This is a genomic window from Lonsdalea quercina subsp. quercina (assembly GCF_000688695.1).
Classification (GTDB): Bacteria; Pseudomonadota; Gammaproteobacteria; order Enterobacterales; family Enterobacteriaceae; genus Lonsdalea; species Lonsdalea quercina_D.
This window is the reverse complement of record NZ_JIBQ01000015.1, coordinates 1-23,310: the sequence shown is the minus strand read 5'-3', so window position 1 is coordinate 23,310 and position 23,310 is coordinate 1. Positions and strand designations below refer to the sequence as shown.

Annotated in this window: 22 protein-coding genes and 2 other RNA genes; 11 read left to right on the top strand and 13 right to left on the bottom strand. The window is 56.2% G+C overall.

All coding sequences use genetic code 11. From position 1 onward, the window contains the following. Positions 1 to 44 precede the first annotated feature (44 nt). The 3 genes from dcd to apbC all read right to left on the bottom strand — a co-directional run bounded on the left by dcd (position 45) and on the right by apbC (position 2,615). Positions 45 to 626, bottom strand: a complete 582-nt coding sequence (dcd, locus tag SB13_RS13985) for a dCTP deaminase (RefSeq protein WP_026740948.1) — start codon at positions 624 to 626, stop codon at positions 45 to 47. A gap of 85 nt (positions 627 to 711) precedes the next feature. Next, a complete protein-coding gene (gene udk, locus SB13_RS13980; RefSeq protein ID WP_026740947.1) occupies positions 712 to 1,353 on the bottom strand; it encodes a uridine kinase in 642 nt (213 codons plus the stop codon). A gap of 152 nt (positions 1,354 to 1,505) precedes the next feature. After that, positions 1,506 to 2,615, bottom strand: a complete 1,110-nt coding sequence (gene apbC / locus SB13_RS13975) for an iron-sulfur cluster carrier protein ApbC (protein WP_026740946.1) — start codon at positions 2,613 to 2,615, stop codon at positions 1,506 to 1,508. Positions 2,616 to 2,846: 231 nt separating this feature from the next. On the opposite strand from apbC, the gene metG reads away from it, so the two are divergent. Then, positions 2,847 to 4,874, top strand: a complete 2,028-nt coding sequence (gene metG / locus SB13_RS13970; protein WP_026740945.1) for a methionine--tRNA ligase — start codon at positions 2,847 to 2,849, stop codon at positions 4,872 to 4,874. Positions 4,875 to 4,897: 23 nt separating this feature from the next. On the opposite strand, the gene SB13_RS13965 is transcribed toward metG, so the two are convergent. Beyond that, entirely contained in the window at positions 4,898 to 5,149 is a 252-nt protein-coding gene (locus SB13_RS13965; RefSeq protein ID WP_026740944.1) for a hypothetical protein, read from the bottom strand. A 100-nt stretch (positions 5,150 to 5,249) separates the two neighbouring features. Between SB13_RS13965 and SB13_RS13960 the strand changes: the two genes are divergently transcribed. From SB13_RS13960 to SB13_RS13950, 3 genes are all read left to right on the top strand, one after another. After that, entirely contained in the window at positions 5,250 to 5,681 is a 432-nt protein-coding gene (locus tag SB13_RS13960; protein ID WP_026740943.1) for a VirK family protein, read from the top strand. A 247-nt stretch (positions 5,682 to 5,928) separates the two neighbouring features. Continuing rightward, the gene (locus tag SB13_RS13955; protein ID WP_026740942.1) at positions 5,929 to 7,002 is read left to right on the top strand and encodes a sugar ABC transporter substrate-binding protein; all 1,074 of its coding nucleotides are present in this window, start codon (positions 5,929 to 5,931) and stop codon (positions 7,000 to 7,002) included. 12 nt (positions 7,003 to 7,014) lie between these two features. Continuing rightward, positions 7,015 to 8,265 carry an LVIVD repeat-containing protein gene (locus SB13_RS13950; RefSeq protein WP_026740941.1) on the top strand — a complete coding sequence of 417 codons (1,251 nt, stop codon included), beginning with the start codon at positions 7,015 to 7,017 and terminating at the stop codon, positions 8,263 to 8,265. 70 nt (positions 8,266 to 8,335) lie between these two features. Here the strand turns inward: SB13_RS13950 and pgl are convergent, their stop codons facing one another. Continuing rightward, on the bottom strand, positions 8,336 to 9,334 hold the full coding sequence (gene pgl, locus SB13_RS13945; protein ID WP_026740940.1) for a 6-phosphogluconolactonase: 999 nt from the start codon (positions 9,332 to 9,334) through the stop codon (positions 8,336 to 8,338). A gap of 221 nt (positions 9,335 to 9,555) precedes the next feature. Here pgl and SB13_RS13940 point away from each other — a divergent pair, with 221 nt between their 5' ends. After that, complete coding sequence (locus tag SB13_RS13940; RefSeq protein ID WP_026740939.1) at positions 9,556 to 10,374, top strand: pyridoxal phosphatase; 819 nt, start codon at positions 9,556 to 9,558, stop codon at positions 10,372 to 10,374. A gap of 49 nt (positions 10,375 to 10,423) precedes the next feature. Here the strand turns inward: SB13_RS13940 and modC are convergent, their stop codons facing one another. The 4 genes from modC to SB13_RS17430 form a co-directional block, all read right to left on the bottom strand. Then, positions 10,424 to 11,482 (bottom strand): molybdenum ABC transporter ATP-binding protein ModC, encoded by a 1,059-nt coding sequence (gene modC, locus SB13_RS13935; RefSeq protein ID WP_026740938.1) that lies wholly within the window; start codon positions 11,480 to 11,482, stop codon positions 10,424 to 10,426. After that, positions 11,482 to 12,171, bottom strand: a complete 690-nt coding sequence (gene modB, locus SB13_RS13930) for a molybdate ABC transporter permease subunit (protein WP_026740937.1) — start codon at positions 12,169 to 12,171, stop codon at positions 11,482 to 11,484. Before modB ends, modC begins: the two co-directional genes overlap by 1 nt. Beyond that, entirely contained in the window at positions 12,171 to 12,944 is a 774-nt protein-coding gene (modA, locus tag SB13_RS13925) for a molybdate ABC transporter substrate-binding protein (protein WP_026740936.1), read from the bottom strand. Before modA ends, modB begins: the two co-directional genes overlap by 1 nt. Positions 12,945 to 13,086: 142 nt before the next feature. Beyond that, positions 13,087 to 13,242, bottom strand: a complete 156-nt coding sequence (locus tag SB13_RS17430) for an AcrZ family multidrug efflux pump-associated protein (protein ID WP_036150030.1) — start codon at positions 13,240 to 13,242, stop codon at positions 13,087 to 13,089. A gap of 198 nt (positions 13,243 to 13,440) precedes the next feature. Between SB13_RS17430 and modE the strand changes: the two genes are divergently transcribed. The 5 genes from modE (at position 13,441) to gpmA (ending at position 19,307) form a co-directional block, all read left to right on the top strand. Beyond that, the gene (modE, locus tag SB13_RS13915) at positions 13,441 to 14,232 is read left to right on the top strand and encodes a molybdenum-dependent transcriptional regulator (protein WP_026740935.1); all 792 of its coding nucleotides are present in this window, start codon (positions 13,441 to 13,443) and stop codon (positions 14,230 to 14,232) included. Between the two features lie 70 nt (positions 14,233 to 14,302). After that, on the top strand, positions 14,303 to 15,775 hold the full coding sequence (gene modF / locus SB13_RS13910) for a molybdate ABC transporter ATP-binding protein ModF (protein ID WP_026740934.1): 1,473 nt from the start codon (positions 14,303 to 14,305) through the stop codon (positions 15,773 to 15,775). A gap of 264 nt (positions 15,776 to 16,039) precedes the next feature. Continuing rightward, positions 16,040 to 17,056 (top strand): UDP-glucose 4-epimerase GalE, encoded by a 1,017-nt coding sequence (galE, locus tag SB13_RS13905; protein WP_026740933.1) that lies wholly within the window; start codon positions 16,040 to 16,042, stop codon positions 17,054 to 17,056. A 75-nt stretch (positions 17,057 to 17,131) separates the two neighbouring features. Then, positions 17,132 to 18,190, top strand: a complete 1,059-nt coding sequence (gene galM / locus SB13_RS13900) for a galactose-1-epimerase (RefSeq protein WP_026740932.1) — start codon at positions 17,132 to 17,134, stop codon at positions 18,188 to 18,190. A 364-nt stretch (positions 18,191 to 18,554) separates the two neighbouring features. Then, complete coding sequence (gene gpmA / locus SB13_RS13895; protein ID WP_026740931.1) at positions 18,555 to 19,307, top strand: 2,3-diphosphoglycerate-dependent phosphoglycerate mutase; 753 nt, start codon at positions 18,555 to 18,557, stop codon at positions 19,305 to 19,307. Between the two features lie 302 nt (positions 19,308 to 19,609). Here gpmA and aroG read toward each other — a convergent pair whose 3' ends face one another. Further along, the gene (gene aroG, locus SB13_RS13890) at positions 19,610 to 20,662 is read right to left on the bottom strand and encodes a 3-deoxy-7-phosphoheptulonate synthase AroG (RefSeq protein ID WP_026740930.1); all 1,053 of its coding nucleotides are present in this window, start codon (positions 20,660 to 20,662) and stop codon (positions 19,610 to 19,612) included. 270 nt (positions 20,663 to 20,932) lie between these two features. Here aroG and zitB point away from each other — a divergent pair, with 270 nt between their 5' ends. Further along, positions 20,933 to 21,859: a CDF family zinc transporter ZitB gene (gene zitB, locus SB13_RS13885; protein WP_026740929.1), complete on the top strand. Its 927-nt coding sequence runs from the start codon at positions 20,933 to 20,935 to the stop codon at positions 21,857 to 21,859. A 16-nt stretch (positions 21,860 to 21,875) separates the two neighbouring features. Here the strand turns inward: zitB and pnuC are convergent, their stop codons facing one another. From pnuC to SB13_RS17420, 3 genes are all read right to left on the bottom strand, one after another. After that, positions 21,876 to 22,601: a nicotinamide riboside transporter PnuC gene (pnuC, locus tag SB13_RS13880; protein WP_026740928.1), complete on the bottom strand. Its 726-nt coding sequence runs from the start codon at positions 22,599 to 22,601 to the stop codon at positions 21,876 to 21,878. Between the two features lie 385 nt (positions 22,602 to 22,986). After that, positions 22,987 to 23,112, bottom strand: a non-coding RNA gene (locus SB13_RS17425) — RtT sRNA. Positions 23,113 to 23,157: 45 nt separating this feature from the next. After that, a non-coding RNA gene (locus tag SB13_RS17420) (RtT sRNA) lies at positions 23,158 to 23,283 on the bottom strand. Between the last annotated feature and the right edge of the window lie 27 nt (positions 23,284 to 23,310).

The window sequence follows — 23,310 nt, the reverse complement described above, 5'->3', positions numbered from 1 at the left end:
TCCTCATTGATATTCGGGCTGCATCGGGCGGCGACGTGTGTGGCTTAGTCTTCGTCGATTCGGCTAGCCACCGCGCCCTGCTGATCTTTGTACTTGGCGTCCTGGCGGCGGTTATAAGGCCGGGCCGCCGGGCCTGACAGCGGTTCGAAGCTGAGCGCGCCGATCATCATGCCTGGTCGCAGCGCCAGCGGGAGCTTCCCTGAATTATAGAACTCCAGCACAATCCGCCCCTGCCAGCCTGGGTCGATGCGGTGCGCGGTCACATGCACCATCAGCCCCAGCCGCGCCAGCGAAGAACGGCCGTCCAGCCAGCCGACCAGATTGTCCGGCAGCGTCACCGACTCCAGCGTCACCGCCAGCGCCAGTTCTCCCGGATGCAGGAAAAAGGCTTCGCCTTCCGGCAGATTGATTTCGTCGCTCATCACGCGATCGAGCGCCGCGCTAACTTCGTCTTTCGGCCCGCTCAGGTCGATATAAGCGGCGGTATGACCGCGGAATACGCGGAACTGATTTCCCAGACGCACATCGACCGTCGCGCCGCTGATGCGTTCGACGGGGGGACGTGGCGTAATCACCAACCGGCCGTCATCCAGCCAGTTTTCAATGTCGCGATCGCACAGTCTCATCATTTTCTCCGCTCAGGATTTAGACAGGTAAATCCGCTGCCGTCGGCGCTGAGTCACCGAGGCGGCAGCGCCTGCACGTAACTGTTTATTCAAAGAACTGACTGATTTTCGCCTTCAGAATATCGATGGCGATGCGGTTTTTACCGCCGCGCGGCACGATAATATCCGCATACTGTTTAGACGGTTCAATGAATTGCAAAAACATCGGACGTACGGTTTTCTGATACTGCGCCATCACGGAATCCATCGAACGACCGCGATCGTTGACGTCGCGACGCATACGGCGCAGCAAACAAATATCCAGCGGCGTATCGACAAAGATGGAAAAGTTAAGCTCGCCCCTCAGGCGGGCATCGGTCAGCAGCAGAATGCCTTCCAGAATAATGACTTTCTTCGGTTCGAGACGCTTCGTTTCTTCCAGGCGGGTGTGCTCCACGTAACTGTACTGAGGCAGCGCGATTTCCTCACCGCACTTCAACATTCTCAGATGCTGTAACAGCAAATTGTGGTCCATGGCGCTGGGATGGTCATAGTTGGTTTTCACCCGCTCTTCCATCGTCAGATGGGTTTGATCCTTGTAATAGCAGTCTTCCGGAATGACACCAATATGTTCATCGCCCACCTGTTCGCGCAACTCACGGTAAAGGGTACTGGCTATGAGACTTTTACCGGATGCTGAGGCTCCGGCAATCCCGATAATGACACACTGGTGAGACTTGTCAGTCATGGCAATAAAGACCTGGTTTACGAAAAATAAAAGAAGGGACACACCGCTAAGGGTGTCTGAACGCCGCAATTATAGGGAGTTAGCCGCTCTCACGCCAGCACTAAGCGGGAGGGGAGTTCGCGTCCGAGCAGGACGCGAACAGGAATGGAGCGTTATAACGCGCGAAACGCGATTTCCGTGGGGATCACTTGGCCTTGCCAATACAGCTGCGCGGCGACCCGCCCGGCCAGCTCGCGATAGAGCGAGGTAAACTCGCTGCCGGGCTGGCTGACCACGGTCGGTTCGCCACGGTCCAGATCTTCCCGCAAAGAAATGTGCAGAGGGAGTTGCCCCAGCAGCGCACAGTGATATTTTTCCGCCAGCTTCTGCGCGCCGCCCGTACCGAAAATAGGCTCCAGATGGCCGCAGTGGCTACAAATATGCACGCTCATGTTTTCCACGATGCCCAGAACCGGCACTTTCACCTTCTCGAACATGGCGATGCCTTTCATCGCGTCTACCAGCGCGATGTCCTGCGGCGTCGTAACGACCACCGCGCCGGTTACCGGCACGTTCTGCGCCAGCGTCAGCTGAATATCGCCCGTGCCCGGCGGCATATCCAGCACCAGATAGTCGAGGTCGGGCCATAGCGTATCTTGCAGCAGTTGCAGCAGTGCCTTGCTGGCCATCGGCCCGCGCCATACCATCGCATTGTCGTCCGTCACCAGATAACCGATGGAATTGGAGGCGATGCCGTGCGCCGCGATCGGCGCCATGTGCTCGCCGTCCGGCGAAGTCGGTCGTTCATGAGTCGTCCCCAACATAGTGGGAATCGAAGGACCATAGATATCCGCATCGAGGATCCCGACATTCGCCCCCTCCGCCGCCAGCGCCAGCGCCAGATTCACGGCGGTGCTGGACTTGCCGACGCCGCCTTTGCCGGAACTGACCGCAACGATGTTCTTCACCCCTTTGACACCAGGCTGATTGTTCGCTCGACTCAACGTGGCCACCGCGTGGGTCAATCGCCACTCAACGCTTTTCGCGCTGGTAAGACGCAGCAGCTCATCGCTGACCGACTCCTTAAGGACCTCAAGGCCGCTCAGCCAGACAAACGGCATAACGAGTTCGATGTGCAGCACGTCATCCAGCAGCGCGCAGTGATGCAGCGCGTTGAGCGCTATCAGATCTTTGTTCAACGTCGGGTGTTTAAAGGCGGCAAGAACGCGGCTCACGGTCTCGTGCAGCGCGTCAGGGCTGTGCCCGGGGAGGTTATCGTTCATCCCGGCTCCTTGAAATTTTTGTCATTAATCAGAACACGGCTTTAAGCATAACAGAACGCCGCTAACCGGCGTACCGCCACGGAACAAAGTCTTTTCAGACAGCATCCAGACGCCTTTTTTCATTGTCCCGCGAGCGCGAGGCCGCCTCCAGAACAGGTTTACGCGCCGCGCCGCTATCGGTTAACATCGTGGCTCCTTCTCATTCATTCAATAACAAGCAAGTTCCCCACTATGACTCAAGTCGCAAAGAAAATTCTGGTCACGTGCGCGCTGCCTTATGCTAACGGTCCTATCCACCTCGGCCACATGCTTGAACACGTTCAGGCGGATATCTGGGTTCGTTATCAGCGAATGCGCGGCAACCAGGTTAATTTCATCTGTGCGGATGACGCCCACGGCACGCCTATCATGCTGAAGGCTCAGCAGCTAGGGATTGCGCCGGAGGAGATGATTGCGGCCGTCAGTCAGGAGCATCAGCAGGATTTCGCGGGCTTCAACATCAGCTACGACAACTATCACTCCACGCACAGCGAAGAGAACCGCGAGCTGTCCACGCTGATTTATGGTCGTCTGAAAGAAAACGGCTACATCAAGAGCCGCACGATCTCCCAGCTGTTCGACCCGGAAAAAAGCATGTTCCTGCCGGACCGCTTTGTGAAGGGAACCTGCCCGAAATGTAAATCGCCGGATCAGTACGGCGACAACTGCGAAGTTTGCGGCGCCACTTATACCCCGACCGAACTGATCGATCCGAAATCGGCGATTTCCGGCGCGACGCCGGTGATGCGCGACAGCGAACACTTCTTCTTTGATCTGCCCGCTTTCAGCGACATGCTGCAAGCCTGGACCCGTTCCGGCGCTCTGCAGGATCAGGTGGCGAACAAAATGCAGGAGTGGTTCGAGTCCGGTCTCCAGCAGTGGGACATCAGCCGCGACGCGCCTTACTTCGGCTTCGAAGTGCCGGATGCGCCGGGTAAATATTTTTACGTCTGGCTGGACGCGCCAATCGGCTACATGGGTTCATTCAAGAACCTGTGCGACAAGCGCGACGATCTGAATTTCGACGACTACTGGCGCAAAGACTCCGACGCCGACCTTTACCATTTCATCGGCAAGGATATCGTCTATTTCCACAGCCTGTTCTGGCCCGCGATGTTGGAAGGCAGCAACTTCCGCAAACCGACCAACCTGTTCGTCCACGGCTATGTGACGGTCAACGGCGCGAAGATGTCTAAATCTCGCGGCACCTTCATCAAAGCAGACACCTATCTGAAGCATCTGGACGCCGACTGCCTGCGTTACTACTACGCGGCCAAGCTCTCTTCCCGCATCGACGATATCGACCTTAACCTGGAAGACTTCGTGCAACGCGTGAATGCCGACATCGTCAATAAAGTCGTCAACCTGGCCTCACGCAATGCGGGCTTCATCAACAAGCGTTTCGACGGCAAGCTGGCCGATACGCTGGCCGATCCGGCGCTGTACAAGACCTTCACCGACGCGGCCGACAGCATCGCCGACGCGTTCAGCAACCGTGAATCCGGCAAAGCCATTCGTGAAATCATGGCGCTGGCTGACCTCGCCAACCGCTATGTGGACGAACAGGCCCCGTGGGTCGTGGCGAAGGAAGAAGGTCGCGACGCCGATCTGCACGCAATTTGCTCCATGGGCATCAACCTGTTCCGCGTATTGATGACCTACCTCAAACCGGTGCTGCCATCGCTGTCTGACCGTGCCGAAGCGTTCCTGAATACGGATCTGCAGTGGGATGCGATGACTCAGCCGCTGCTGGGCCACCAAATCAATCCGTTCAAGGCGCTGTTCAACCGTATCGATCCGAAGAATATCGAAGCCATGATTGAAGCCTCTAAGCAGGATATCGCCGCCGCTGCGCCGGTTAGCGGTCCGCTGGCGGATAATCCGATTCAGGACACCATCACGTTTAACGATTTTGACAAGGTCGATATGCGTATCGCGTTGATTCAGAAGGCGGAGCTGGTGGATGGTTCGGACAAACTGTTGCGTCTGTCTTTGGATCTGGGCGGCGAAACGCGTCAGGTCTTCTCGGGGATCCGTGCAGCCTATCCGGATCCAAGCCAACTGGAAGGCCGCCTGACCATCATGGTCGCCAACCTTGCTCCGCGTAAAATGCGTTTCGGTATGTCAGAAGGCATGGTGATGGCGGCGGGTCCCGGCGGAAAAGAGATCTTCCTGCTGAGCCCGGATAGCGGCGCGCAGCCAGGTATGTTGGTGAAATAACGCCTGTCAGGCTGGGCTTCGGCTCAGCCTGCTTTTATCTCTTCCTTCTCCCTCGATTTTTCCTTTCGCTTAAACAATCCTGCGGCCTTGCGTTTCCCCCGCTTACCGCTGCGCTTTATCCCCTCGAACATCATGGCGGCGTTGGCCGGTCTACCATCGGTCATGACATTTGTGTGACGCTTCTGGCGGATAAACGGCGATCGGAGAATTCCTGATTTATTTTTTTGCTGAAGCGTAATACTTTGTTTTTCGATATTTTTTGTTAGTTTCTTCAACCTAACGCTTTAAAGATCTAGGACGCTGCCGCCAGATGCGGCTATGCTTTTTGAGCCAATCAGATTGGCAGGGATTTTACTCACATCACGGAGGACGTTTATGTCTCGCATGACCCCGCTGTTTTTAACCGTATCCTTACTCACCGTCGCCGCTAGCGCCTGCGCAGCCAGACCGCTGACCAGCCAATCAACTATCATCAATGCGCTGAATCAGGGTAGCGAAGTGGCCGTCAGTATCGACCTTTCGCAGTGTACGCCGCAGAATGGCGCCGTCGCCAGCCAGACCCGAGGCGGCCTGCGCATTCAGGCTTATCGTTTGACGGGGGACAGTACGCTGTCGTTCAGCGATGAACACTTTACGGTGGCGAACGACGGCAAACCGATTCAGCAATTTATGCGCTATCAAGTACTGCCGGATAACATCGTCAACTTCACGACCTACATGTACGATCTGCCCAGTTTGCAACAGCGCGGCACTACGCTGAGTTACCGCTGCAACGTCGGTCAGGGCGTTTCCTTCTTCGCTGAATAAGCATCAGTCGCGCTCCCGCCGCACTGAGCGGGAGCGCGCGTTTCCCCCCATTCCGCACTCTGCTTTCCCACCCGTCCTGCTCCCGGGCGTAGCGAACAACCCGTTATAAGATACAACCAAAAAACATAACGCGGGCTCTTTGCTCCTTTCACCGTTGTCGCTATGATGCCTCATCCAGACAAATAGACATCCAGACATAAAGATATCCATAAACTGGCGACACGATTTCCCCACCAAGGAGCCTCAGATGAAGAAGTTTCACGCCGCACTCGTGGCATTAAGCATGACGATCGCGCTGCCTGCGTTGGCAGAAAACGCCCCCACTCTCGCCCCGCTGCCTGCCGCGCTAGCCAACCATAACGGTCCGGTGCGTATCGCCGTCATCCGTAATCTGGGCTCAGATGACAACACCACCCAGTTCGTTTCCGGCGTGCTGGAAGAAGGGAAAAAACTCGGCTTCAAAGTCAGCACGTTCTTAAGCAACGGCGACGACGCCCGCTTCCAGGACTTCGTCAATCAGGCCATCAGCCAGAAATACGACGGCATTATTCTGTCTCAGGGGCGCGACCCGTACTCTACCGAGCTGCTGCAGCGCATCGTCGATAGCGGCATCAAAGTCTCGGTATTCGACACTGCGGTGAACCGGGCTATTCCCGGTGTGACCGTCACCCAACAGGATGACGCCTCGCTGACCAAAGCCTCTTTCGGCCAGTTAGTGAAAGATTTCAACGGCAAAGCCAATATCATCAAGCTGTGGGTCGCCGGGTTCCCGCCAATGGAGCGCCGTCAGGCGGCCTACCAGCAACTGCTGAAAGCCAATCCAGGCATTAAAGAGCTGGAATCCATCGGCGCCGTCTCCTCCGACGTGCAGGGCGATACCGCCAACAAAGTCGGCGCGGTATTGGCGAAATNCCCGCGCGGGAAGATTGATGCTATTTGGGGCACCTGGGATGCCTTCAGTCAAGGCGCTTACAAAGCGCTGAAAGAGAACGGCCGCACGGAGATCAAACTCTATAGCATCGACATCTCCAATCAGGATCTACAGTTGATGCGAGAAGCCTCCAGCCCGTGGAAAGTCAGCGTCGCGGTGGACCCGAAACTGATCGGTAAAGTGAACCTGCGACTGGTCGCTAACAAAATCGCCGGCGAGCCGACGCCTGCCACCTACGAATTTAGCGCCGCCACCATTCCACAGGCGCTGCTGGCAAGCCAGCCAGGTCCGGTCAACGTCGCCAGCCTCGGCAAGATTATTCCGGGCTGGGGCCAGACGGATGATTTCATCGCCCCGTGGTTTGCTACACTGGCTGCAAAAGCGAAATAACGGAGGCAAGTTATGGCATCAGCACCTTTGCCCACCCCCGATTACAGCCGCAATATGCGGCTAATCGGCCACAGCGATCAGGGCGGCCGCTCTGATGGCGTGCAGGTGATGGTTCATCGGGGCTACGCGTATATCGGCCATATGGTGTCGCAGGGCGTTTCCATCGTTGACGTTCGCGACCCCATCAACCCCAAAACGGTGGGCTTTATCCCCGCCCCTCCTGGTACCTGGAATATCCATCTGCAAACACACGACGACCTGTTATTGGTCGTCAACGCCCGTGATTTGTTCGCTGATGCGAACTTCGCCGAGGAAAAGGTGTATTACACCCGCTCCGTCGCCGAAACGGTGGATACACGGCAACAAGGCAATACCTGGAGCGCCGGCCTGCGGATCTTTGATATCTCCCGTCCGGACAAACCGCAAGAGATCGGCTTCCTGCCGCTGAACGGCATCGGTATCCACCGCATCTGGTACGTTGGCGGACGCTGGGCCTACGTGTCCGCTCTGCTGGAAGGCTACAGCGACTACATTTTCCTGACCATTGATCTGGCCGACCCGCAGAAGCCGGAAGTCGCAGGACGTTACTGGCTGCCGGGCATGCACNCCGCCGGTGGCGAAACGCCTGACTGGCCGGAAGGGAAACGCTACGCGCTGCACCACGCTATCGTCAGCGGCGATACGGCCTACGGCAGCTGGCGCGACGGCGGACTGACGCTGCTGGATGTCAGCGATCGCACGCAGCCGCAGCTGATCAGCCACCGAAACTGGAGCCCGCCATTCGGCGGCGGCACGCACACTGCGTTGCCGTTACCGGATCGCGATTTGTTGATCGTGCTGGACGAGGCGGTGCTGGACAATCAGGAAGACGGGGAAAAACTGATCTGGGTCTTCGATATTCGCGAACCGACCAACCCGGTCAGCATCGCGACCTTCCCCCAGCCGAACGAAGTGGATTATGTGAAGAAAGGCGCGCATTTCGGGCCACATAATTTGCACGAGAACCGGCCGGGCAGCTTCATCAGCTCAACCCTGATCTTCGCGACCTATCAGAACGCGGGCGTACGCGTTTACGACATCAGCAATCCATATCGCCCCAAAGAGACCGGCGCGCTGGTGCCCGCCGCGCCAGAACAGATGATGGACAGACGTCCTGGACGTCCGCGCGTCATTCAGTCTTGCGACGTATTTGTGGATGCAGAAGGGATGGTGTACAGCACGGACTATAACGCCGGGCTGTCTATTATCGAATATCGCGGATAGTGCATAAACCCGGTGCGGAAGGCACCCGAACCGGGTTTTCTTTCATGACTTCAGGTTCAAAGCTTCAGCCTTAATCCAGCGCCAGAATCGTCACCCACATCGGTCCTTGTCCTACCGCGTAGCGCGATAGCGGCTGCAGATGTCCGCCCTCAGCGTTGATCTGATAGACCTCGATATAGTGCGACTTCTGACCCGCCACAATCAGGAACTGACCGCTGTTATCGATATTGAATCCACGCGGTTGGATCTCCGTCGGCTGATGACCGAGGAGCGTCAGATGACTGCCATCGTCCGATACCCCGAGGATGCTGACTACGCTGGCGGTGCGATCGGTGGTGTACAGGAAGCGGCCGTTCGGGGTGATATGGATATCAGCCGCCCAACGCGTTCCGGTGAAATCCTCCGGCATCACATCCTGCGTCTGCACGCGGGCGATGTTGCCATGAGCATCCTTGAGTTCGAAAACATCGACCGTGCTGTCCAGTTCGTTGACGCAGTAGGTGAAACGCTGGTTGGGGNGGAACACCATGTGGCGCGGGCCTGCACCCGCAGCAGCAGGCAGGTCCGCGGGCTGATGCTCGGTGAGTTTTCCTTCTGACGACAGGTCGTACAGGCGGATGCGATCTTCTTTCAGACACGGCGCCCACAGCACCTGGTTATCTGGGTCGATGTTGGTGGAGTGACAGCCTTCCAGGCCATCCAACTGCTGGATAAACTCCCCCGCCACGCCGTCGTCGCCGATCGGGCTGACGCTGACGCAAGCATTGCTGTATGAGGCACAGAACAGAAAGCGGCCTTCGTGGTCGGTAGACAGGTGTGTCGGGCTGCCGGGCAACGCAGCCGCCCCCGCCTCCGTTAACGTTCCATCCGGCGCAATACGGTAGCTAATTGCGCGGAACGACGGACGGACGCCGACGTAAAGATGCCGTTTATCGGGCGCCACCACCATGGGCTGTACCTGCCCAGGAGCCTCAACGACCTGTAACAACGTTAACGCGCCTTCGCTATTCAGCTGCCACACGTGGATGTGCTGGCTTTCGGGACTGGCGGTATAAACCACTTGCTGCATTAGACTCTCCTTTAAACGCGGATTGCGCTTCTTAGCACTCAGACATCAATAGTAGACCGGAACGCTGCATCGCTCCTCACCGCAATGCGGGCGGTTATCACAGGGTTCCCCTTCGGTGAGGGTCGGTTAACCGTCCGACGGGATTAAAATTGCGCCTACAGCGACTCTTCCTTACGGTGTACCATTTGAAAAAAGTTTACCTATAACCGAGAGAAATCACGATGTCCTATCGCGCAATCGCCCTCGATCTGGATGGCACCTTACTCACTGCAAAGAAAACCATTCTGCCCGCTTCGATGGAAGCGCTGGCCCTGGCCCGCCAAGCCGGGATCAAGGTACTGATCGTTTCCGGTCGTCATCACTCGGCCATCCGCCCTTTTTATCAGGCGCTGGAGCTCGATACACCTGCTATCTGCTGTAATGGCTCTTATCTGTATCATTATCAGACAAAGAGTACCTCGGAAGGCCATCCGCTGACGACGGAACAGGCCAAAGGCGTGCTGAAAAAACTGCAGGAGTTTGATATTCACGGTCTGATGTACGCCGACGACCAGATGCTTTATGAAAAACCGACCGGTCACGTCGTCCGTGCGCTGGCCTGGTCTGACACGCTGCCAGCAGATCTGCGTCCAAATTTCCGTCACGTGGATAATCTGGAGGAGGAAACCGCACGCGCGCAGCAGATCTGGAAATTCGCCACTCACCACCCGGACAACGCCCATCTGAATGGTTTCGCGCAACAGGTGGAGGAAGAGCTGGGCGTCACCTGTGAATGGTCGTGGAAAGATCAGGTCGACGTGGCTCAGTCCGGCAACAGCAAAGGCAAATTATTGCGCCGCTGGGTGGAACAGCAAGGGTTGCAGATGCAGGATATCGTCGCTTTCGGCGACAACTTCAATGATATCAGCATGCTCTCCACGGTAGGTCTGGGCGTCGCGATGGGCAACAGCGCCGATGCGGTGAAAGAGAGCGCGGATGTCGTGATCGATCACAACGAAGAACCGGGTATTGCGGAACTGATTAGGAAACGTATTCTCTGATCCCGCGGCGCGCAGGCTGCCATACCGGCAGCCTGTCGCAGAACACGGATCACGGCGTGATTGAAACGCTTTTTATCTGAGCGAACAGCCGTTGATCCGGGCGTAATCCCAACTCATCTCTGGCCCAAGGGGTAATTTTCGCCCAGAGGACCTGACCACCGACCAGCAGTTTGACCTCAACCTGATCGCCAACCTCCAGACACTCCGCCACCCTTGCCGCCAGCACGTTGCGAATACTGGTTGCCGTGGGTCGTTCCATCGCCAGCGAGACATCCGCCGCGTTAATGCGGATGCGTTGGGCGCTGTTCAACGGCGCATCAATTTTCTGCACCCACAAATGCTGGTCGCCCAGCGAGAGCGCGGTCATCGGATAACGTGGATGATGCTGCAATAGGCTCGTCTTCAGGATAGTGCTTTGCTCTTCCCTCGGCAGCCAGGGCCGCAACGCGCTGCTGGCCCATACCGTCTCCAGCTCGCCTTGCGTTTTGACTTTGCCTTGATCCAACACCACGACGCGGTCCGCCAGACGCCAGATTTCTTCAAGGCTATGGCTAACATAGAGGATGGGCGTTTTAACCTCTTTCCCCAAACGCTCGAGATAAGGCAACAGTTCTCGTTTGCGCAGCGCGTCCAACGACGCCAGCGGCTCGTCCATCAGAAGCAGATCCGGCGCCGTCAACAACGCCCGGCCGATACTCACCCGCTGTTTTTCTCCCCCCGAAAGGGTCAGCGGATGCCGTTTAAGCAGATGTTCGATTCCCAGTAGCTGCACGATATCGTCAAACTGCCCACGCATGGCCTGCGCCATGCCGTAGCGCAAATTACCCGCGACCCGATAATGGGGAAAGAGTCGCGCATCTTGGAAAACATAGCCGATACGGCGCTGCTCGGGCGGCAGAAAAATGCCACGTTCGATATCCGTCAGTACCCGATCATTGAGCTGAATATGCCCGCGGTCGGGCCGGGACAGCCCGGCGATGGCGTTAATCAACGATGTTTTTCCTGCGCCGGATACGCCAAATATGGCGGAAATACCGCTGGCGGGCAGGGTCGATGTGACGCTGAGCGACAGTTCGCCCAACCGTTGAGAGAAATCCAGTTGCAGCATTATCCCCCCAGCCGCCGCCGGCTCCAGCCGGTCAGCCATTCCGACAGCAACAGCGCCAACAGCGACAGCACGATGGCGATGAAGCACAGCCTGGCGGCCTGCATTTCCGCGCCGGGCGTCTGGATCAGCGTATACATCGCGAGCGGGATAGTGCGGGTTTCACCGGGGATGTTGGACACAAACGTAATCGTCGCGCCGAACTCCCCCAAAGAGCGCGCAAACGCCAGTACCGTGCCGACAATAATGCCGGGCAACGTTAAGGGCAGCGTGACGGTGAAAAAGACGCGCCATGGATGCGCGCCCAACGTGCGGGCGGCCAGTTCAAGACGCGGATCCACCGTTTCAAGCGATAGACGAATTGCCCGCACCATCAGCGGAAACGCCACCACGGCGGAGGCCAGCGCCGCACCACGCCAGCTGAAGCTGAAGCTGACGCCGAACCATTCGTATAGCCAGGCGCCGATTACGCCTTTGCGTCCCATCCCCACCAGCAGCAGATAACCGATAACCACCGGCGGCAAGACCAAAGGCAGGTGAATGAGACTATCCAGCAGTGACTTGCCGGGGAAGCGGCAGCGCACCAGTATCCAGGCCATCAGGATCCCCAACGGCAGGCTACAACTGACGGCCAACAGCGAGACCTTGAGACTCAGTTGAATCGCCTGCCACTCGTAGTCGCTCAGCCACATTAGCGCGGAGTGAAGCCGTAACGTTTAAAGATGTCGGCGGACTGCGGGGTTTTCAGGTAGTCGGAAAAGGCTTTGACCGCCGCCGTATCGTGACTTTTAACGATAGCGACCGGATATTCCACCGGTTTATGGCTGCTGGCCGGGAAAGTCCCCACCACCTTCACTTTGGTGCTGGCCACCGCATCTGAGCCATAAACGATCCCTAGCGGGGCCTCTTCACGCTCGACCAGCGCTAACGCACCGCGCACATCGCTCGCACGGGCCATCAACGGCGATAAGGTGTCCCAGGCTTTCAGGTTTTGCAGCGCCTCTTTAGCATAGAGGCCAGCGGGAACATGGTCAGGATCGCCGACGGCCAGGCGACCGCCTTTAAGCAGACTCGTCCAGTCGGTGGAGGCATTGATGGCGATTGTTTTCACGTCGGCGCTTTTGGGTGCGATCACAACCAGTTCGTTACCCAGCAACGTATAACGGCTCCCGTTATCGATCAGCTGTTTGTCCTTTGCGTAGTCCATCCACTGCTGGTCGGCGGAAATGAAGATATCGGCGGGGGCGCCCTGCTCTATCTGCCGCGCCAGCGTTGACGAAGAGGTATACGACGCCACGATGGAAACCTGTTTTTCTTGCTGATAACGCTCGGCGATATCCTGCAGCGCATTAGTCAGCGACGCGGCAGCGAACACCGTCACCTTGTCAGTCGCCGCGGAGGCCGTGGCGATCATTCCCAGGCTCAATGTGAATATGGCCAGCCATTTTTTCCATGAATATTGCATGACGATGTTCCCCGTTATTTTTTCGTTGTGTAGGGGATAATATAACGGTAGTTACAAAATGACATCCGCTTTGTGGAAGCCGAATTGACGAAATAATGACAGGGAAAAATCCGGCGAACGCCGGATTTTCAAAGAAAGGGGATCAGGAGGCTTTAGGTGAAGATTTGGACTCATGATGACCGAGTGCAGAGAAGACGTTGAACACTTCTCCCAGACCGTAGATGCACCCCAGAATCAAGGCCATCATGACCGGCACCATACATACTGCAAACAGCAGACTACTCAGCAACTCCAACATGTCGACCTCACTTGAAGCAATGGCTGTCGTGGCGAGACAGCGATCCAGATTTATCAGGCTACCGTCAACGCTAGCCCGTGTTGGTAAATAGTTTACCCGAAAAGGATGAATTAATGCGGCCTTTCGTGCGATTTGCCCGCTAAAGGAAAAATGGTGACAATACCTTTCCACGCGCGTCTCTCAATGGAACCTATCGTCATGCAAGCAGAAATTCTTCTTACCCTGAAACTGCAACAGCGTCTGTTTGCCGATCTCCGCCGTATCGCGCTGCTTAAACAGATCAAGCAGACGGGCTCCATCAGTCAGGGAGCTAAGCTCGCGGGCATCAGTTATAAAAGCGCCTGGGACGCCATCAATGAAATGAATCAGCTTGCCGACCAACCCCTCGTGGACCGGGTGACCGGCGGCAAAGGCGGCGGCGGCGCGGCAGTCACGAGCTACGGGGAACGATTGATCCAGCTGTATGACCTTTTGGCGCAAATTCAACAAAAAGCCTTTGATGTTTTGCAGCAGGACACCCTGCCGCTCGACAGCCTGCTGGCCGCCATCGCCCGCTTCTCGCTGCAAACCAGCGCGCGCAACCAGCTGTTTGGCACGCTGATCAGCCGGGCGGAACAGCCGGTGCAGCAACATCTGGAGGTGATGCTGGCCGACGGCAAGACACGGATTCAGGCCGCCGTCACCGCCCAAAGCGCGGAGCGTTTGCAACTCACGCAAGGCAAAGAGGTGCTGGCGCTGATCAAAGCGCCTTGGGTCAGCGTCACTCCGCAGGATCAGGTAGCGCCAGACGTCAATAACGTGCTGCCGGGCAAAATCACCCATTTGCAAGCCGGTCACGACCATAGCGAAATTCTGGTGACGCTAACCGGGGGAGAAGTGCTGTGCGCGACGCTTTCTAACGCCGCCGTGGCACGGTATGCGCTTCAGCTCGACCAATTCGTCAACGCCGGTTTCAGCGCCGAACAGGTGATTATCGCCACGCTGTGCTGAGCGGCAAATGCGCCTAGAGCTCGCGCGCTGGCATGAAGAACGCGCAGGAATACTCTCGAAGGAAACCACTATGTCATTTTTGCAACTGCATCAGGCCCGCTATCGTCTCAGCGACACCCGCACATTCTGGCTGGATGAGGTCACCATCCGCCAAAAAGAGAGCTGGGCATTCGTCGGCGCCAACGGCAGTGGCAAGTCGGTGCTGGCAAAAGCCATCTCCGGCGAGTTGACGCTGTTGGAAGGCCAGCGGCAGTGCGACTTTCAGCGCATCGCGCGGCTCTCGTTCGAACAGTTGCAGCAGTTGGTGAGCCAGGAGTGGCAGCGAAACAATACCGATATGCTGAGCGAAGGTGAAAATGATGCCGGCCGTACCACCGCAGAAGTGATACAGGACGCCGTCAGCGATGACGCGCGCTGTTCAGCACTGGCCGAACAGTTCGGTATCGCCCACCTGTTGCAGCGGCGTTTCAAGCATCTGTCCACGGGGGAAACGCGTAAGGCGATGCTGTGTCAGGCGCTGATGCCGCAGCCTGACCTGTTGATTCTGGACGAACCTTTCGATGGGCTGGACGTAGCATCCCGTCAACAGTTGAGCGACCTGCTAGCGCAACTGACGACGCAGGGCTACACGCTGGTGGTGATCATCAACCGCTTCGAAGATATTCCCGCGTTTGTTGAACACGTCGGCGTGCTGGCGGATTGTTCGCTCACCCGACACGGCAAACGCGAACAGATGATGGCGGATGAGCTGGTCGCGCTGCTGGCTCACAGCGAGAAACGCCACGATGTCCAGTTGCCGGAGACGGAGTCGCCGCGACCTCAAGGAACCGCCGCCACATCCACACAGCCCTTGATCAGGCTTAATCACGGCGTTGTGAGCTATGACGACCGCCGAATATTGGACGATCTTAGCTGGACCGTCATGCCGGGCCAGCACTGGCAGATTATCGGGCCTAACGGGGCCGGAAAATCGACGTTGCTGAGTCTCATCACCGGCGACCACCCTCAGGGCTACAGCAACGATCTGACGCTGTTCGGCCGCCGCCGGGGCAGCGGAGAAACCATCTGGGACATCAAAAGGCATATCGGCTACGTCAGCAGCAGCCTGCACATGGACTACCGCGTCAGCATCAGCGTACGCCACGTCATTCTTTCCGGCTTTTTCGACTCCATCGGCGTTTATCAGACGGCTTCCGATCGGCAAAACCAACTGACAGCGGAGTGGCTATCATTGCTGGGACTGCCGGACGCGGCGGCGGATGCGCCCTTCCAGTCGCTGTCGTGGGGACAGCAGCGGTTGGTTCTGATCGTCCGCGCGCTGGTAAAACACCCCGCTCTGCTTATCCTCGACGAGCCTTTACAGGGCCTGGACCCGATTAATCGTCAGCTGATTCGCAGCTGGCTGGACCGACTGATTGGGGAAGGCGACACGCAGCTGCTTTTCGTCTCACATCATGCGGAAGATGCCCCGCGCTGCATTACGCATCGCCTGCGATTTGTGCCGGAAGGCTCAACCTACCGCTATCAGCAAGAAACATGCTGAATCGTCTCCCGGTGACCCGACGCTGACGTCGGGTTGCCCCACGTTGCGTTCCCTCGGTAAACTCATCGAGGTGATAGCGATTTCACGTTTTTACTTTTCAGCTTATTCTGTAGGTAAAAGACTTAATTGTTTCGCGGAAGTTTGTACACTGTCTTCATGATGAGAGCATCAGGCTCAACGAAGCTCATTGTTCCCCTTTTCAATCGATTTTACGTCGGGCTTTGCGTGCTCCCTCTTTCCCCTATTTTTTGACTAGAGGTCATTATGAAGGTACTGGTTACAGGTGGAAGCGGTTACATAGGAAGCCATACCTGCGTGCAGTTGATCGCCTCGGGACATCAGCCCATCATTCTCGATAATCTTTGCAACAGCAAAGCGAGCGTCATCCCTACCATTGCGCGACTCAGCGAACAGGTTCCCATCTTTTATCAGGGCGATATTCGCGACCGACAGCTGCTGGATGAAATTTTTTCTGAGCACGCGATAGATGCCGTGATCCACTTCGCCGGTCTCAAAGCAGTGGGCGAGTCGGTACAAAAGCCGATCGACTACTACGATAACAACGTCTACGGGACGCTGACGCTGGTCGAAGCAATGAAAAAAGCTAACGTTAAGACGCTGATCTTCAGCTCTTCGGCCACCGTTTACGGCGATCAGCCTCAAATTCCCTATCAGGAAAGCTTTCTCACGGGAATGCCCGCGAGTCCCTACGGGCGCAGCAAACTGATGGTGGAGCAAATCCTGCAGGATCTGCAACGCGCCGAGCCGGAGTGGAGCATCGTTCTACTGCGCTATTTCAATCCGGTCGGCGCGCATCCGTCAGGCGAAATGGGAGAAGATCCTCAGGGGATCCCCAATAATCTGATGCCTTATATTGCGCAGGTCGCCGTCGGTCGCCGCGATTCCCTCGCGATATTCGGCAACGACTACCCCACCGCCGACGGCACTGGCGTACGGGACTATATTCACGTCGTCGATTTGGCGGACGGTCATATCGCCGCCATGAATACGCTGCATCGCCAGCCCGGCGTTCACATCTATAATCTAGGGGCGGGCGTGGGTTATAGCGTGCTGCAGGTCGTCGAATCATTCAGCAAAGCCTGCGGCAAACCCATCCCTTATCACTTCGCGCCGCGTCGCGAAGGCGATTTACCCGCCTACTGGGCGGATGCGGAAAAAGCGGCACGCGACCTCAACTGGCGCGTGGCACGGACTCTGGATGAAATGGCCGCCGACGTCTGGCGCTGGCAGTCCTCTCATCCGACGGGGTTCCCTGACTAATTTCGACGGCAGTGGCGTCTCTCCGCGCCGCAACACTCAGCGGGATGCGCCGTCAGTCGCGAGGTGGAGAGTGCAATGCATAGTGAAGTTTCCTCTACGCTGGCCCCGGATGGTCAGCCTTTTCAACTGAATCAGCTGCGAAACGCCTCCGGTATGAGCGTCACCGTGATGGACTGGGGCGCGACGTGGACATCCTGCCTTCTGCCGTTGTCACCGGATGAGACGCGCGAAGTTCTGCTCGGCTGCGCGCCCGAACATTATCCCCATCAGAGCGCCTACATGGGCGCATCCGTCGGCCGCTACGCCAACAGAATCGCTAATGCGACCTTGGACAACGAAGAGCACCACATTCTACTGGCGGCCAACAGCGGAAAACATCAGCTGCATGGCGGTCCTGTCGGGTTTAATGCGCGTCGTTGGCGGATTGTTCAACACAGCGAGAACGCCATTACCTATCAGCTCCACTCTCCGGCGGGAGACCAGGGTTTTCCCGGTCATCTTACGGTAGAGGCGCATTATCATCTCACCGATGACAATCGGCTGACGATCGCCTATCGCGCGGAGGTCGATCAGGCCTGTCCGGTCTGTCTGACCAACCATGCCTATTTCAACCTCGACGGAACATTTGAAGATGTGCGCCGGCATCAGCTCCAGCTGTTCGCCGACCATTTCCTGCCCACCGACGCGGAAGGTATTCCTCTTGGCGAGCTCAAACCCGTGGCCGACAGCAGCATGGATTTCCGTCTGCCGAAAACGCTGCTGCAGGATTTTTTGACTGACGACGACCAACGCGCTGTCGGCGGCTATGATCATGCCTTTTCGCTGCGTCAGGATGCGCCTTCGCCCCATCCTGCCGCCGTCCTGTGGTCCAGCGACAAGCGAGTTCGGCTGGACGTTAGCACCAGTGCGCCTGCGTTGCAGGTTTATACGGGTAATGCGCTTGAAGGCACGCCAGACCGTAATGGCGGCAGCTACCCCAACTATGCCGGCATCGCGCTCGAAAGCGAATTTTTGCCCGATAGCCCTCACCATCCCGAATGGCCGCAGCCAGACTGCTGGCTCAAACCGGGAGAAACTTATTTGTCGCTTACTGCCTATCGGTTTTTCTTCGAGGATGCGCCGAACGTGATCTAGCGTCTCGATAGCCGATTGCTGGACTAATGTCCGCGACCTTAGGTCAGATCAAAAATCATCGGCAAATTATGGGTACACTATGCGCAGCCCTGGCCGACGACAGGTGGCTCGAATAGTCGCCAAAAGATACTATATGAATCGTCGGTTTTAATGCCGAGCGCTGGCCGCTTTTGTGGTCATCGGTCCCCTGACACGCAGGCATTTGGGGAAAGTGACAGGCTGAACCGATCAAGCTAGCGGTTTTATGCCGCAATTGCGCGCAATAAACTGACAGTGAGACGACAAGCGATTGCCGATGACTGTTCTACAGCCCTATAATGTGGCCAGTCATTACAGAAATCTTAGGATCTGAAGGAGTTAAGCTATGGCTGTAACTAAGCTGGTACTGGTACGACACGGCGAAAGCCAGTGGAACAAAGAAAACCGCTTCACCGGCTGGATGGACGTTGAGCTGTCTGAAAAAGGCGTCAACGAAGCCAAACAGGCTGGTAAATTACTGAAAGAAGAAGGTTTTTCTTTCGATTTCGCTTACACCTCCGTGCTGAAACGTGCCATCCACACATTGTGGAACGTGCTGGACGAACTGGATCAGGCCTGGCTGCCAGTAGAAAAAAGCTGGAAACTGAACGAACGCCATTACGGTGCTTTGCAGGGACTGAACAAAGCCGAAACTGCTGAAAAATACGGCGACGATCAGGTGAAACTGTGGCGTCGCGGCTTTGCCGTGACTCCGCCGGAACTGACTCGTGAAGACGAGCGTTTCCCGGGCCACGATGCTCGTTACTCTTCTCTGACCGACGAAGAGCTGCCGCTGACTGAAAGTCTGGCACTGACCATCGATCGCGTTGTACCGTTCTGGAACGAAACCATTCTGCCGCGTCTGAAAACTGGTGAGCGCATTGTTATTGCTGCCCACGGTAACTCTCTGCGTGCGCTGGTGAAATACCTGGACGACCTGAGTGAAGACGAAATTCTGGAACTGAACATCCCGACGGCGGTTCCGCTGGTTTACGAATTCGACGAAAACTTCAAACCGACTAAACGTTACTACCTGGGCAACGCGGACGAAATCGCCGCGAAAGCTGCAGCAGTAGCTAATCAGGGTAAAGCGAAGTAATTCGTTTTCACTCCATAAAAAAACCCGGCTTAGGCCGGGTTTTTTATTGCCAGTCTTACCTCGTTTCCTCCGGGAGGGATTTGAGACTGGGATGAATTGCTCGACGGTAAGCGATAGTGCAGATGCTGTCTAAACCGCGAAGGCATCATCTGACAATTAGCTGGAGGGCTTAGGGTAAGCAGGATTGGGAGCATGCCGCCCCGAGTGACGGCGACAAGAACCGCACATCTTCACGACCCTCTTCCAATGCCCAACGTAAAACCACCGCCGTTGAGGCGGTGGTTTACCATCCAGACAGACGATTAGCCGCGGCGATGACGAACGGCGTCGGCTAACTGACGCAGCAGCGTCGCGGTATCATCCCAACCGATGCAGCCGTCGGTGATGCTTTTACCGTAGACCAATGGCTCGCCGCTATCCGGGTTTTGATTACCTTCCACGAGATGACTTTCAATCATCACCCCCATAATGGCTTTTTCTCCACCGGCAATCTGCGCGCAAACGTCGGCGCCGACTTCCATCTGTTTTTTGAACTGTTTGCTGCTGTTCGCATGGCTAAAGTCGATCATCACCTGCGGCGTCAGCCCGGCTTTTTCCAAACCGACTTTCACTTCCTGCACGTGCTTCGCGCTGTAGTTAGGCTCTTTACCGCCACGCAGAATAATGTGGCAATCGTTGTTGCCGCTGGTATTCACGATCGCGGAGTGACCCCACTTGGTCACTGACAGGAAGCAATGCGGCGCCTGCGCGGCGTTGATCGCATCAATGGCGACCTTGATGGTGCCGTCGGTGCCGTTTTTGAATCCAACCGGGCAAGACAGACCGGAAGAGAGCTCACGGTGCACCTGAGACTCGGTGGTACGAGCGCCAATCGCGCCCCAGCTCATCAGATCGGCAAGGTACTGCGGCGTGATCATATCGAGGAACTCACCCGCCGCCGGCAAGCCGGTGTCGTTGATGTCCAGCAGTAGTTTGCGGGCGATGCGCAGACCGTCGTTGATCTGGAAGCTATGATCCATGTACGGGTCGTTGATGAGCCCTTTCCAGCCCACCGTCGTGCGCGGTTTCTCGAAGTAGACTCTCATGACGACTTCCAGCTCGCCATGCAGTTCCTGACGCAGTGCCTGCAACCTGGCGGCATACTCTTTCGCGGCTTTGACATCATGGATGGAGCAAGGACCGATGATGACTAACAGACGATCGTCGCCGCCGTGCAGAATTTTATGAATGGCTGAGCGAGCCTGAGACACCGTTTTGGCAGCATTCTCCGTCGCGGGAAATTTCTCCAGCAACGCGACTGGTGGCAACAACTCTTTGATTTCTTTGATTCTTAAATCGTCGTTTTGATAACTCATAGCAATCCCAATAATTCCTGAACGGTAGGCTTGGCCTGTGGTTCATGCCCACAATTCAGTCAGCCACAAATAAAAGCAGGAAAACCCGCGGATGGCGCATTATAAAACAAGCTAAGGACTAAAATCCCTGAATAATTCACCCCACTCCGAGGAGTACGACGGCGCTCACGGTGTTTTCCAGCAACGAATTCCCTTGAGTGAGGCTAATGTAGGTTTTTTTATCCCGTATGACATACAGTTAAAACAGACCTGCAAACAGGAACTCATTCGATGACCCAATCCCGCTCCAACGAACAGAACAATAGTCAACGGCTGCTGGCGGCGTTTACGATCACCGCCCTTTTCATGGTTGTGGAGACGGTCGGAGGGCTGCTCTCAGGCTCTCTGGCGCTGCTGGCTGACGCCGGACATATGCTGACGGATACCGCCGCGCTGCTGGTCGCTTTGCTGGCTGTACGCTTCGCTGCACGGCGTCCCACGTCCAACCACACCTTCGGCTTCCTGCGATTGACCACGCTCGCGGCTTTCGTGAACGCCATCGCGCTATTCATCATCACCCTATGGATCTGCTGGGAGGCCTTTCAACGCTTTAACCATCCCCAGCCGATAGCAGGGGGACCAATGCTGATTATCGCCGTCGGTGGTCTCTTAGTTAACCTGTTCGCATTCTGGCTATTACATCGCGGCAGCGGCGAAAAAAACATGAACGTCCGAGCGGCGGCTCTCCACGTATTGGGAGATATGTTAGGGTCGGTCGGCGCGATTGCCGCAGCGCTAATCATCATGTTGACCGGTTGGACGCCAATTGACCCCATTTTGTCTTTGGTGGTGTCAATGCTGATATTGCGCAGCGCCTGGGCGTTGCTGAAAGAAAGTCTTCATGAGTTGCTGGAAGGTTCGCCTGCCCAAATTGACGTGGACGCGTTAAAACAGAGTCTGAGTGCCGATATCCCGGCGGTGCAGAACGTGCATCACGTCCACTTATGGCAGGTTGGAGAAAAACCGCTGCTGACGCTGCATGCGCAGGTGACGCCCCCTGACGATCACGATGCCCTGTTGCAACAAATTCAGGACTACCTGCTACAGCGCTATCAGATCGATCACGTGACCATCCAAATGGAATATCATCACTGCGATCACGGCCACTGCCATATTCAGCAAGTGGCCGGCGAGCACCATCATCATCACCACCACTAATGGTGCTCAGTCGCTGTTAGCGGGCTCGGGCTAAAGGGCGTGACTGGTTTTCACGCGCGCCCTTAATCCACAGCCAGGAACCGTTGAGGGCTATCAGGGTCAGGATGGCGTATTGCAGCGACATCGCATAGACGCCTTGGTAAGCAAAAATCACCACGCTGATGACATCGATGACCACCCAGACCAGCCAGTTTTCAACGTATTTTCGCGTCATCAGGATCATCGCCACAATGGACAGCACGGTCATGGTGGAATCCCAGAAAGGAAAAGCGTCAGGCTGTAGCTGAGGTCGCTCGACGCTGATTCCGATGCCTTTCATCAGCATCACTGCGATCTCCGTCAATAGCGCGAAAAGCGCGTCGATGTACACCGTCATCAGGCCAATAGCAATAACGCAGGCAGCCCCCCACCCCAATGCCTGCGACAGAGACAGCCAGCGTATACGCAACTCGGATTCGTCGGCGCTGGTCTTCCGGCTCCAGGCATACCAACCATAGATATTCGCCCCGAAGAAAAAGATCTGCAGCAGCAGGCTGGCATAAAGCTGGATCTGAAAGAAAATTAGCGCGAACAACGTGACGTTGATCAGCCCGAAAAGATAATTGCTCGTCTTCTCCAGGCTGGCTAACCAGATACACAGTAGGCCGAATAAGGTTCCCAGGGCTTCAACCCACGAGAGGTCGTAACCGTTCGCCCCCAAAGGGATATGAACCAAAATATTGCTCGTACTGAAAAAATCCATCTTCACCTCGTCTGCCCCGGGAAATACGTTATCGTCATGGCATCTGACTTTATAGTCAGATGATGTTTCAAATACTAAACAAAACAATCCCTTCATTCCATTAAATTCCGCTTTTATGCGTTATATATCGAACAAAGGTTCAATTTATTAAAACCAATAGCGTAATTCATAAGGATAGACGGAGTGCAGTCGCTTGGGCGGGCGATAAATGAACAAAGAAAGTAAAAAGAGAGGGGGTCAGAATCCAATAGAGGCTTCTGTTGAACGTGTGCGGGAAATTATTGGATTTTGATGGCCAGAACCAGAACGCAGCTTCTCACCCGCACGACGCGTGCGAACTGTGAGTTTTGATGTGTTGATTAGAATTAGGAAAACAAACTTAGAATGGTGGGTCGTGCAGGATGTACTCGGCCTCTGGCCTCGCCCTTCGGGCCAACGCTACGCGTTGTTGTCTCGCTTCGCTCGGCTCGAACCTGAACGCAGCTTCTCACCCGCACGACACGTGCGAACTGTGAGTTTTGATGTCTTGATTAGAATTCGGAAAACAAACTTAGAATGGTGGGTCGTGCAGGATGTACTCGGCCTCTGGCCTCGCCCTTCGGGCCAACGCTACGCGTTGTTGTCTCGCTTCGCTCGGCTCGAACCTGAACGCAGCTTCTCACCCGCACGACGCGTGCGAACTGTGAGTTTTGATGTGTTGATTAGAATT